The organism is Bacillus sp. FSL K6-3176, assembly GCF_038003325.1.
Classification (GTDB): Bacteria; Bacillota; Bacilli; order Bacillales; family Bacillaceae; genus Bacillus; species Bacillus altitudinis.
Genome location: NZ_JBBOOX010000001.1, coordinates 3,285,668 through 3,298,353, shown reverse-complemented (window position 1 = coordinate 3,298,353; position 12,686 = coordinate 3,285,668). Strand labels below are relative to the sequence as shown.

Here is a 12,686-nt window from a genome sequence, read left to right as displayed (position 1 = left end):
CTTCCTTTTCTTAACTAATAATGCCTGTTTGGGTAATGTTTACTTTGATTTTTGGAATGATTTTCACTTTTGGATAATCGGTGACCCAATTCATTTTCATATACTCATCATAATGTCTGACCCGGTATTTTCTGCCGAGGCTTAAGACGTCAGAATTTGCTTCTTGTAATGTAGCAACAATTTTTTCTGCTTCTTTTGTCAAGATGGTTGAAAGTCTTTTATTGAGCATTTCAATTTTTTTGTCTGTATCTAGATTATCTTTTGGGTACTCAAGGACAGAAGTATTAAATTCAAATTTGAGTGAGTATGTTAAGTTTCGATGATCAGGATTCAGAATCTCGATGTCTCTCTTCACATCAGTGACTTGGATGGTGATGTAATTGTTTTCTTTTGAATTCATGTCGCTTCTCACTTTTTTTGTGAAGTTGGCATACTTGCCCATTTTTCCGTCCATGACGGTGAGCAAGATCGCGTCTTGACCGTACAACTCGCCTTTCTTCTTCTCATTATCAAATAGAGCAACCCCTTTTACACTAATTAATTTCTTCGATTGATCAAAATAGATTAACGGTAGTGTGAAGTCCTCTCCAGTTTGAAGCATTTTAGATCGAATACTTTGAATGTTTTTAGGTGCTACTTGGGAGGAGCGTGATGCGGTTGTGATCAAGTTATTTAAATAGTCACTCACGATGAGTTTTTCCTTCAGCAGCGAGTTAATCACTTCTTCACAGGTTCCCCCTTGAACAACGGCAAGATTTGCGAGGAGGGGACTTTTTGGATCACGATAAAACATATCTAAGTAGGGCAGAAGACGATTTTGGGCAAATTCATCACCGATCAGCATCACCCGCATTTTCGACATGTCTATTTTTTGATCCACTATCCGGCTGAAGTTGGTTCTTGCTTTTCTTAAAGTAGGGGCTTCAGTTGTAAGAAGAGTGGTTAAAAAGCTACCTGTATTTCCTTGTTCCATACTTTGAGACTGCTGCACCTTTCGATAAGTAATCGAGTATCTTGCATTTTCATTCTCTCCTTGATCAACAGCGGAGGTTAACACAAGAGAGATGTTCTTTAATAAATTTTGATCCCAGCAGCCAGGCATGAATATAAGAGAAACACACATGAGCAACGTCAGTATGTACTTATGACGCATGTGATTTCACCTTCCCTTTGCGATGTTTGATAAAGATGATAATGGCCATAAAGATGGGGAGTGTGTAAATAAATGAATATTGAGCGATGGTGGTAAAATCATTAAAACGCTGAATCCTAAAATTATCGGTTGCAAGATAACAGCTAGCCGCATAAATCAAAATGGCAAAAAATAAGACATATTTTTTGTGTTCTTTTTTCTTAAGAATACTTGCCACGCCATTCGCACAAAAGTAAAGGTAATTACTGAGTGTAGCTAAAATGACAAATACCCAGAAACTAAGGAAAATTAAATCGGTCCGTTCAATCACACCGAACGAAATGGTTTTTAGTAGATAAAGAACTGGGTTGGGAATGATATTGAGCTCAATCGGACTGAAGAACATAAAACAAATCAATGTAATAAATAGGTAGTAAAGCGTCGTGCATATATTGGCAATGGTCATGACTTTATATCGTTCCTTAATGGTTCCTTTCATCAATGGAGAGATAATGAGGATCATCTCGAACCCATTCATAGATAGAACGACGTCTTTTAATCCAAGTGAAACTTGAGAAAGATCCACTTGGAAAAAAGGCATGAGGTAGTCGATATTGGTTCCTTTTAATGAATAGAGCATTAAGAGAGAGAGCATGAGCAAAAAGGGCGTCAAAACGAAGTTAAACCTGACAATGGCCGTAATTTGCTCCTTTGCAATGTAAATGATGGAGATCATCAGTAATAGATTAATGACCCAATTTGGTGTGAGCGGCAGTACCCAAATGCCAAGAATTCTTGTGAAAATGGATAAAACAACAATGCAGACGGAGGCGAAGTATAACGTATATAGTGCCACCAAAGTCCGGCCGATCCATTTTCCGAACACTTCAATTAAGGCTTGGAAAAATGATATATCAGGATACTTCTGAATGATGTAAATAAAAATGGTGTTAATGATTTGAATGAAAAAACAGGCTAAGATAATCGCCATCCACCCATCGTGTCCCATGTCTTTCATCAGCAAATGAGGCAGGGCTAGAATACCGACACCAATTTGAGATTGAATGATAAAAAAGACAGCTTGAGGTGGAGATATTTTATTTTTCATCTTTATTTTTCCATCCTCTCAAATTTTCAATTTGCTCTTTCTTTTTTGGATTTAAGTAAACAGGGCGCTTTTTGTACATCCACATCGGTAATCGAATCACAGTATCTTTTAAGTCCTGCCAGTTAAATGGAGCCACTGGTGATAAGTACGGGACACCTAGTGATTCGAGGCGGCATAAATTCATCAATACGATCGACAGGCCGAATGAAATGCCAATAAACCCAAACATCGATGCCATAAACATGAGAGGGAAACGAAGCATACGAATGGTGGACGTCATTTCAAAGGATGGGAGGACAAAGGATGCAACAGCTGTCACGGCAACAACAATGACAAGGACATTCGAAATGAGTCCAGCTTTTACCACAGCGTCTCCAATCACCAAACCGCCTACAATCCCAATCGTCTGACCAATTGGCTTTGGCAGTCGCACCCCTGCTTCTCGTATGAGCTCAATCGTAATCTCCATCAGCATTGCTTCAATTAACGGCGGAAAAGGAATGCCGATAATGGAATTTTTCATCGTAATCGCTAATTCATCCGGGACTACCTCATAATGAAAGCCGATGACTGCAATATAAAAAGAAGGCAAAATCACAGCGATGATACAGGCAATATAACGAAGAATACGAATAAATGTAGCCGGAATCCAGCGGCTATTGTAGTCATCTGGTGATTGAAAGAAGCTAAAGAACGTAATAGGCAAAATGATAGCCATTGGGCTGCCGTCCATTAAGACGACAATTCTTCCTTCAAGAATGGCGGATCTCACTTTGTCAGGTCGTTCTGTGTCAATAAGCTGCGGGAAGATGGAATACGAATCATCCTCAATCGCCTCTACAATAGAACCGGGGCTAAGCAGCGTGTCTACTTTAATAGAAGAAATTCGTTTGTTAACCTCATCTATCTTTTCTTGATTGGCAATATCAGAAATATAAACCGTTGCAACCTTTGTTTCAGATTTTGTACCGACCTTATGATACTGGATTGCAAGTTTTCGATCATTTAAGTGTGAACGCAGCAAATATAAATTGGTATCTAAACTCTCAACAAACCCATCATGTGCGCCTGCAATAATACTTTCAGAAGAAGGTTCAGAAATGGAACGCAGCGGCGGCTGCCCAACAGCAAATATTTTGATCTGTGCGGATTTTTCATCAAGGAAGGCAATACTTCCGGCAATAATGCTGTCGACAATCAGCGTCAAGTCACCTGTTTCGAGTGAACTAAGAGATTTTGCATAGTCCTGTTTTCCAGGAGGGCCAAGCAAGTTGCCAATAATGAAGTTGTTTAATTTACTTTCATCCACTCTTGTTTTAATAAAAAACAGCACTGATTTCGTTTCATTCACCATCAATTCCCGGTATTCAAAATCAGCGCTTTGTTGAAATGCTTTTTTCAGAATCCGAATCTTTTCCTCAAAACCGCCTGATAAAAAGTGTAAGCGTGTTTGCTCATTCGTATTTGGCATCTTTAGCCTCCTCTCACAGATTTTTTAACCATAGTGTAAGCCGAGAAGATGATTTTATGCGTCATCTTTGGGGAAAGCATGACATGCACCGACAACTTTCAACTAAAATCACATTAAAAATGTTAAGAAATGATGAATCTTGATAAAAAGAAATGAATAATGTTTCATTGTTTAGGTCATAAGGAGTGAATATCGTAAAGAGAGGCTATAACAAAATGATTAATCTTTGACATCTTATCCCAATTTTTTGTGACCTGAAAATAAGCAGATGACTTGATTTTTTGACAGGTGACCTTTGTCATAGGTCAACACATAGCGTTCTGACCAATGAGGATGACTTTCTAACCTGTTCATTTAAAAATATAAAATATTCTAAAACACGCACTATTCATTTAAAGCACTGATATGACTGATTTCGTAGAGATGAAAGGACTTTAAAACATTGATTCAAAATACATCTTAATAATTGTCGAAAAATTTAGGGAGAAAAGGACAAAAGATTTTTCACTGTTTGATGGTAACGCTTTCTCTTGTTTGAAGCAGAAATTCAGCCGTCATTTTGTCCGTCTTTTGGCCTTTTCATTTGAGCGTGAGGTAGGCAAATACGCCTTCTGATTAGAGGAATTTGGCATACGAGGAAGTGAAAGATTATGTTACATAATACCGATTGTGATTTTATGCTGAACCTATATACTGTTGATTGAATTTACATATCACACTCATAAAAAAAGGAGATGTAGATAAGCGATGTGGTTAATCGTTATAGCCTGTGTCATCATGTTAGGGATTGGCTTTATTGAAAAGAAGCGTCATCAGAAAAATATCGATGCCCTGCCGGTACGCGTCAATATTAATGGTATACGCGGAAAGTCTACCGTTACAAGATTGACAACCGGTATCTTAATGGAGGCAGGTTATAAAACTGTCGGCAAAACAACAGGAACGGATGCAAGAATGATTTATTGGGATACGCCAGAAGAGAAACCGATTAAAAGGAAACCGCAAGGACCAAATATCGGAGAGCAGAAAGAAGTTATGAGAGAAACCGTTGAAAGAGGAGCAAATGCCATCGTCAGTGAATGTATGGCGGTGAATCCAGATTACCAAATTATCTTTCAGGAAGAGCTGCTTCAAGCGAATATTGGCGTGATCGTAAACGTTCTTGAAGATCATATGGATGTGATGGGGCCAACTCTTGATGAAATAGCTGAAGCCTTTACAGCGACAATTCCTTACAATGGGCACTTGGTTATTACGGATAGTGAATATACAGATTTCTTTAAAGAGATTGCGAAAAAACGCAATACTGAAGTGATTGTTGCAGATAATTCCAAGATTACCGATGAGTATTTACGGAAATTTGAGTATATGGTGTTCCCGGATAATGCTTCACTTGCACTTGGTGTTGCACAAGCATTGGGAATTGATGAAGATACGGCATTCAGAGGAATGTTAAATGCGCCGCCTGATCCAGGAGCGATGAGAATTCTTCCATTAATGGATGCAAAAACACCTGGACATTTTGTAAATGGATTTGCGGCTAATGACGCAGCATCTACATTGAACATTTGGAAGCGTGTGAAGGAAATTGGGTATCCAACAGATGAACCGATTATTATCATGAACTGTCGTGCGGATCGCGTAGATAGAACGATCCAGTTTGCGGAGGATGTACTTCCTTATATTGAAGCAAGTGATCTTGTCTTAATTGGTGAAACGACAGATCCAATTGTGAAGGCATTTGAGGATGGGAAAATTCCGGCTGACCACTTACACAACCTTGAATATCAATCTACAGAACAAATTATGAACATGCTTGAGAAAAAGCTTCATAATCGAGTGGTTTATGGAGTCGGCAATATTCACGGCGCCGCTGAACCTTTAATCGAAAAAATTCAAGAATACAAAATTAAGCAGCTTGTCAGCTAGGAGGAAATATAGAAAATGTTCGGATCAGATCTTTATATCTCGTTAATTTTAGGTGTTCTACTCAGTTTAATTTTTGCAGAAAAAACAGGAATCGTACCAGCTGGGTTGGTTGTTCCAGGTTATCTGGCGCTCGTCTTTAACCAGCCAGTCTTCATTTTAGTTGTTTTATCTGTCAGCTTGTTGACATATGTGATCGTTCGTTTTGGTCTATCGAAATTTATGATTTTGTACGGACGCAGAAAGTTTGCGGCGATGCTGATTACAGGAATTGCCCTAAAGCTCATATTTGATTTCTTCTATCCAGTGGTTCCGTTTGAAATAGCAGAATTCCGCGGAATCGGAATCATCGTGCCTGGATTGATTGCGAATACGATTCAAAAGCAAGGTCTTACGATTACCCTTGGAAGCACATTACTTCTAAGTGGTGCAACATTTGCCATCATGTATGTTTACTATCTATTTTAAGATAAGGTGTGTCCAATGATGAATAAAAAATTGAGCTTTCAGGAAAAGCTGCTGAAAATCACAAAGAACCAAAAGAAAAAGACGAATAAACACGTACTGATTGCTTTACCGATTGTCATTGCTTGTACATTTCTATTTACATTTATCGGGAAAGCACAAGTACCAACTGTAGAAAAGAATCCAGAAAACATCCTGACCGCTTCGTTTGTCGGAGATATTATGTTTGGAAGAAATGTAGAGAAAGTAACAGACCGCTATGGAAAGCAGCACCTGTTCCGCTATGCGAAGCCGTATTTTGATGTATCAGATTATGTAACTGGGAATTTTGAGCATCCAGTGGCTTCAGATAAGGAACAGGCAGCACAAAAGAATATTCATTTGAAAACAGATGAAGATTCTGTACAAGCGTTAAAGGATTTGAATTTCTCTGTACTAAACTTTGCGAATAACCATGCAGCAGACTACGGTGAAAAAGGCTTAAATAACACGATTGATGCCTTTGAAAAAGCTGACATGGATTATACAGGGGCAGGGCGCAACGTCAAAGATGCGAAGCAGAACATTTCATACAAAGAAGTGAATGGCGTTAAAATCGCTACCCTTGGTTTTACAGATGTATATGGAAAAGATTTTAAAGCAACAAATCGCAAGGCAGGTATTCTGCCAGCTGATCCATCTATCTTTATTCCGATGATTTCACAAGCTGCTGAAAAGGCAGATATCGTTGTTGTTCATGCGCACTGGGGACAGGAATATAACAATGAAGTAAACGACAGACAAAGAGAGCTGGCAAGAGCGATGTCAAAGGCTGGTGCTGATATCATTATCGGTGCACACCCGCACGTTCTTGAGCCGATGGAAGTCTATAACGGAACAGCGATTTTCTATAGCTTGGGGAACTTTATTTTTGACCAAGGCTGGTCAAGAACACGTGATTCTGCCATTGTTCAGTATCATCTGAATGAAGATGGAAAAGCGACATTTGAAGTGGTTCCAATGTACATCAAAGAAGCGACACCTGCTCCAGTCAAAGCAGGATCTCTTGAATCAAAATCGATTATCCGTATGCTGACAAATGGCACGAATGCGGATTGGAAAGAAAAAGACGGACATATTTTCTTTGAAGTCGATCATTCTGATAAAGTTCAAACATTAAAAGAAAACGAGGGGAAGGATAAAAAATGAAATTCCTTAAAGCAAGCTGGCCGTTTGTTGCGTTAATTTTAGTCTTTGTCTTTATGTCTGCTTTTAAATTTAGTGACAGCCTCACAGATCATGAGAAACAAAAGATCTCGGTTGAAATGCAGAAAATTGAACAGCAAAAGCAGTCAAAAGCGGAAGCGAGTAAATAAAGAAATGATGATGAAAAGAGCACGCGAGGCGTGCTCTTTTTTGACGGAAAAAGGTGTAAAATGAAAGGGGTCATGTCGAAACTATAAAAGAAAGGAGGAAGAGAGGATGAAATGGAAAGGAATACTGCTTGGAGGATGTGCCATTGTAGGACTCATGTTTATGTCTCAAACAGAGGTGTCTGCTCAAACAACATCTCCTTTAAAACAAGCGGAAACGCTGATAGGTACGCCTTATCATAAAGGAGGAATCAATCCGAAAACGGGCTTTGATGCGTCTGGCTTTATACAATATGTATACAAAACAACAGGTGCATTTGATTTGCCGCGAAAGGTGATTGATCAATACCAAATCGGTGAAAGCGTATCATGGGAAAAAGCGAAGCCCGGAGACCTTGTCTATTTTCGCAGTCTTGAAGAAACAAAAGACATCCCAACACATGTTGCTTTGTACGCTGGAAATGATCAGGTGATCCACATCACACTCAGTCAAGGGGTGGTGAAAACAGATGTCAGCAAAAGTAAATATTGGACCGATCGGTTCTATGCGGTTAAACGGCTGCCTGTCTCCCAAGAGATGTCGGATGATCAACTGGTGAAAGATGCGATGAAATATTTAGGAATCCCTTATGTATTCGGGGCATCAGATCCAAAAGTAGGATTCGATTGTTCAGGTTTTTTACAATATTTATTTGAAAAATCACTTGGGATTTATTTGCCAAGAAGTGCTGAGCAGCAATGGATGGTTGGAGAGAAAGTGGCACGAGACGATATTCGCCCTGGAGATTTTGTTTTTTTTAGCAACACGTATAAAAAAGGAATTTCACATGTAGGCATGTACATCGGAGGAGACCGCTTTATTCATGCGAGCCGTTCGGAAAGTGTGACGATTTCTTATTTGTCTGAATCGTATTGGCGTGAGAAATGGACAGGTGCGAAACGATTAACTGAGCTGAAACTAGCGAAAGAAGACCCAGTCGTATCAAAAGCCGCTACGTATATTGGAGAAGTACCCTATGTAAAAGGTGGTGCGAGCCCAAAGCAAGGCTTTGATACAGCAGGATTCACGCAGTATATCTATCAAGAAGTGCTTGGAATGGAGATGCCTCGCTATGCGCCGGGACAAGTTAAAGCAGGTACACCTGTGAAACGATCGGAACTAAAGCCAGGAGATCTTGTCTTTTTTAAAGGGACTTCGTTGATGCCAGCCATTTATGCTGGTTCAAATCAAGTCATTCATGTGACGGTTTCAAATGGCGTTGTCATTACCAATATGAAAACAAGTACGTATTGGAAGGATAAATATGAGACGGCTGTTAGAATTAAAAAATAAAGAAAAAGCCCGATCGATGCTCAGATCGGACTTCTCGACTTCTCACTAGGCGCTGATCAGACAAGCGTCTTTTTTTCTTGAAATTGATTCTGCAAAAGCAGATCAATAAAATAGGCGACGCCATCTTCATGGTTGCCTTTTGTGATATAGGTGCTTTTTTCTTTAATGACATCCACCGCATTCCCCATCGCTATTCTGTGTCCTGCTTCATCGAACATGGATAGATCATTAGGGCTGTCACCGATCGCATAAATATTGGATCGGTCAACGCCATAATGGGCTGCAAGTTTCTTGAGGGCATGTCCTTTGCCTGACTCTTTTGGCAATACCTCAATGATATGTTCTCCAGATGAGGTCAATGAGAGCTCAGGCATCTTAGAAAGAAGATCTCGTGCTTCTTGCAGCTTATTCATATCAAAGGAGAAGCATAGTAATTTATAGGTTGGTTCATTCGACTCAAAAATTTGACGGATGTCATCGACAGGTTTGATACCAAACTGTTTAAATTGAGTCATCGCCCCTTCCCATAAATCAGCTACATCCTCATGAGGATTGGCGCTTTTGATCATATCAAATTCAGCTTTGAGCTTTTCTTTTCCATCAAATGGGGAAAGGAGGGCATCGTCTGTATAGACCTCGAAATAAATGTTCCGTTCCACTAATTCCTTTGCAGCACGTCTTCCAGCTTCTTGATCAAGGGTGATTCTGCTGAAGAGCTTGTACCCTTCTGTATGGACAGTTCCTCCATTTGCCGCAATAATGGGAATGTCCAAATCCCCAAGAAGCTCTTTTACATCAAAAGTCGCGCGCCCTGTACAAATGGTCACAATATATCCAGCTTCCTTCGCACGAATCAATGCTTGCCGGTTTTGAGCGGATATTTCACTTTTCGTATTTAAGAGTGTACCGTCTAAATCAATCGCAATCATCTTTTTCATTGCTGTTATATCCTCCTTCATTCATGCAATAGCCTCTTCAAAGTATGTACGATTTCCTTCATTCTCATGAAAGAGTCGGATCGTGGATTCCTCTCTTTAAGGCTAAACAAAAATGGTCAATTGATCAAGGATATAAGAAAAAGCGCCCAAAAGGACGCTTTTAGCGTGTAGACAAACCCTCGCATTCTTTGTCAGTCCTGCGCTCCGGTGCTCACGAATGTCAAATTCACTCTGCTCCGGTGCTCGTCCTTCCTAGACTGCAAAGGTTTTCTATCACGCTTAAAAGAAGAAAAAGGGCAAACACCTTTTTCAACACATAAAAAGCGCCCAAAAGGGCGCTTTCTGTGTTTATGATAATTCAAGCTGTTTCTTCAATTCCGTTTTGACTTCGTTCAGTTGGTTTTGATCCAATTGGTAATAATAAACGCCATTTGGCTGGTAATCAGATCCTTTTAGTTGAATCGTATCAACAGATTTCAATGAAGTGAGTAGTGGGAAAAGACCGACTAGTTCTTTCATTGACAGGTTAGTTGAGACGTTATCACCTAGAGTATCTATGATATTGTCATAAGACGGAATAGACGTTACTGATTTTGATTTATCGAAAATGGCTTTTAAAACTTCCATTTGACGCTGTCCGCGCATGAGATCACTGTCTGCTTTTCTTGTTCTCACATAAGCGAGAGCTTGATTACCATCTAGTGTGTGAGTACCCGTTTGCAGCTGAACTTTGCCCTTTGTATCTTTAAGAATCTGTTTCACAACATATTCATCTTTAATGTTAACGGAAACACCATTCAATTCATTCACAATTTCCTTAAATGCTTTGAAATTACTTTCAATCACAAAGTCGACAGGGATATCTAGTAAATTCTCAACTGTACTCACCGTGAGGTCTGCATCACCAAATGCGTGTGCATGTGTAATTTTGTCATAACCATGACCTGGAATATTAACATATGAGTCCCTTGGAATACTTAATAATTTCACGGTTTTATTCGTACGATTTACTGTCGCTAATACCATTGCATCGCTTCGTGCTTGTTTGACGGTTTCGCCTGGTCTGCTGTCAATGCCAAGCAGCAAGACAGAAAAGCTGTCTTTCCCAGGATCAAATGCTTCAATCCGTTTGACAGATTGTGCACCGCGGTCTAGAGAGACTTGTGCTTTTTTCGCAGCCGATGTCACTTTATAGTAGGCATAGCCGGTGACAGAAGCGGTTGTCAGTAAAAGAATACCAAAAATAAAAAGAGTGACTTTCACCCATGGTTTTAAACGCTTTTTGCCTTTGCGTTTACTTCTTGTTTGATCCATATATTTAAACCCTCGCTATGATTTTATAGTAAAGATGTCCTTCTTCCTGCTTACAAACTAAAACAAATATACCTTAAAACGGGATATAGTGCGACATTTTTTTCACTAACGCTTAATTGACGTTTCCTTATCTAAAAAAGTTTCAATGATACGCAAATGAAATATATTTGTCATAAAACATCGAAATGTTTGAAATGACAGGAAGTGAGGAAAATGATTTTTCATAGAGAAACATCCAGTCATTACATAGATAAAAGAGGGGTTATGATCATGAAAAATCGGAATGGGTGGCTTTATTTCTTCGGCGCACTTGGCGGCGCCTTATATGGTTACGATACAGGTGTCATTTCTGGCGCTATCTTATTTATGAAAGAGGATTTAGGTTTAAATGCATTTACAGAGGGACTTGTGGTCAGCTCGATTTTAATTGGGGCGATGCTCGGGTCTTCTCTTTCTGGAAAACTGACAGATCAATTCGGACGGAAAAAAGCGATTATTGCCGCAGCCATTTTATTTATTATCGGCGGATTTGGAACAGCCCTTGCACCGAATACGGAGGTCATGGTCTTATTCCGAATCGTGCTAGGACTTGCTGTCGGATGCTCGACGACGATTGTTCCATTATATTTATCTGAACTTGCGCCAAAGGAATCAAGAGGGGCACTTTCCTCATTAAACCAACTCATGATCACATTTGGTATTCTTCTTGCCTATATTGTGAACTACGTTTTAGCAGATGCAGAGGCATGGCGTCTGATGCTTGGAATTGCCGTTGTTCCTTCTGTTCTCTTGTTATGTGGTATTTTGTTTATGCCAGAAAGTCCTCGCTGGCTGTTTGTCCAAGGACAGGCGGACCGGGCGAAAGAAATATTGTCAAAACTTAGACAAAGCAAGCAAGAAGTTGAAGACGAAATTGCGGATATTCAAAAGGCAGAAAGTGAAGAAAAAGGCGGTCTTAAGGAATTACTCGAGCCATGGGTGCGCCCCGCTTTAATTGCTGGTGTCGGCTTAGCCTTTTTACAGCAGTTTATTGGGACAAATACGATCATTTATTATGCACCAAAAACATTCACAAGTGTCGGCTTTGGCGATTCAGCAGCCATTTTAGGAACTGTAGGAATCGGTGCAGTCAATGTTGTCATGACGTTTGTTGCGATTAAAATCATTGATCGTGTCGGGCGGAAAGCGTTACTCCTATTTGGAAATGTAGGGATGGTTCTTAGTTTGATTGTTCTAGCAGTGGTCAATCGTTTTTTCGAGGGATCAACAGCTGCAGGGTGGACAACGATTATATGTTTAGGACTTTTCATCGTCATTTTTGCTGTCAGCTGGGGCCCGGTCGTATGGGTGATGCTGCCGGAGCTGTTCCCTGTACATGTCCGGGGAATTGGTACGGGGGTATCGACCTTCCTACTGCATACAGGGAATTTGATCATCTCGCTCACATTCCCAACCTTGTTAAGTGCAATTGGCATCAGTAACCTTTTCCTTATTTATGCAGCCATCGGCATAGGTGCCTTCTTATTTGTGAAATATTTAGTCGCAGAAACGAAAGGGAAAAGTCTTGAAGAGATTGAAGAAGATTTAAAAAAGAGAAACCGTGCCGTCGTGAATGACGAAGGGGAAACGGTATGAAAAAAGACCAGC

General features: G+C 39.9%; 11 protein-coding genes. 6 read left to right on the top strand and 5 right to left on the bottom strand.

All coding sequences use genetic code 11. The annotated features are described in order from the left end of the window. Positions 1-10: 10 nt before the first annotated feature. From MHB38_RS17140 to MHB38_RS17130, 3 genes are read right to left on the bottom strand one after another with little or no spacing between them, the layout of a single operon-like run. A complete protein-coding gene (locus MHB38_RS17140; RefSeq protein WP_341004059.1) occupies positions 11-1,153 on the bottom strand; it encodes a Ger(x)C family spore germination protein in 1,143 nt (380 codons plus the stop codon). Beyond that, entirely contained in the window at positions 1,143-2,240 is a 1,098-nt protein-coding gene (locus MHB38_RS17135; RefSeq protein ID WP_341004057.1) for a GerAB/ArcD/ProY family transporter, read from the bottom strand. The genes MHB38_RS17140 and MHB38_RS17135 overlap by 11 nt, the downstream gene beginning before the upstream one ends. Then, positions 2,230-3,711 carry a spore germination protein gene (locus tag MHB38_RS17130; RefSeq protein WP_017368177.1) on the bottom strand — a complete coding sequence of 494 codons (1,482 nt, stop codon included), beginning with the start codon at positions 3,709-3,711 and terminating at the stop codon, positions 2,230-2,232. Before MHB38_RS17130 ends, MHB38_RS17135 begins: the two co-directional genes overlap by 11 nt. Positions 3,712-4,458: 747 nt before the next feature. Here MHB38_RS17130 and pgsB point away from each other — a divergent pair. The 5 genes from pgsB to MHB38_RS17105 all read left to right on the top strand — a co-directional run bounded on the left by pgsB (position 4,459) and on the right by MHB38_RS17105 (position 8,787). Next, positions 4,459-5,640 carry a poly-gamma-glutamate synthase PgsB gene (pgsB, locus tag MHB38_RS17125; RefSeq protein ID WP_007497522.1) on the top strand — a complete coding sequence of 394 codons (1,182 nt, stop codon included), beginning with the start codon at positions 4,459-4,461 and terminating at the stop codon, positions 5,638-5,640. A gap of 15 nt (positions 5,641-5,655) precedes the next feature. Further along, positions 5,656-6,105 (top strand): poly-gamma-glutamate biosynthesis protein PgsC, encoded by a 450-nt coding sequence (gene pgsC / locus MHB38_RS17120; RefSeq protein WP_007497520.1) that lies wholly within the window; start codon positions 5,656-5,658, stop codon positions 6,103-6,105. Between the two features lie 18 nt (positions 6,106-6,123). After that, on the top strand, positions 6,124-7,290 hold the full coding sequence (locus tag MHB38_RS17115) for a CapA family protein (protein WP_024718710.1): 1,167 nt from the start codon (positions 6,124-6,126) through the stop codon (positions 7,288-7,290). Continuing rightward, positions 7,287-7,457, top strand: coding sequence for a hypothetical protein (locus MHB38_RS17110; RefSeq protein ID WP_008343253.1), 171 nt, complete (start codon positions 7,287-7,289; stop codon positions 7,455-7,457). Before MHB38_RS17115 ends, MHB38_RS17110 begins: the two co-directional genes overlap by 4 nt. A 106-nt stretch (positions 7,458-7,563) precedes the next feature. Beyond that, on the top strand, positions 7,564-8,787 hold the full coding sequence (locus MHB38_RS17105) for a C40 family peptidase (protein ID WP_017360003.1): 1,224 nt from the start codon (positions 7,564-7,566) through the stop codon (positions 8,785-8,787). Between the two features lie 56 nt (positions 8,788-8,843). Here MHB38_RS17105 and MHB38_RS17100 read toward each other — a convergent pair whose 3' ends face one another. After that, entirely contained in the window at positions 8,844-9,725 is an 882-nt protein-coding gene (locus tag MHB38_RS17100; RefSeq protein WP_025208100.1) for a Cof-type HAD-IIB family hydrolase, read from the bottom strand. 348 nt (positions 9,726-10,073) lie between these two features. Continuing rightward, positions 10,074-11,039, bottom strand: a complete 966-nt coding sequence (locus tag MHB38_RS17095) for an LCP family protein (RefSeq protein WP_017360001.1) — start codon at positions 11,037-11,039, stop codon at positions 10,074-10,076. Between the two features lie 270 nt (positions 11,040-11,309). On the opposite strand from MHB38_RS17095, the gene MHB38_RS17090 reads away from it, so the two are divergent. Further along, positions 11,310-12,674, top strand: coding sequence for a sugar porter family MFS transporter (locus MHB38_RS17090; protein WP_123766731.1), 1,365 nt, complete (start codon positions 11,310-11,312; stop codon positions 12,672-12,674). Positions 12,675-12,686 lie beyond the last annotated feature (12 nt).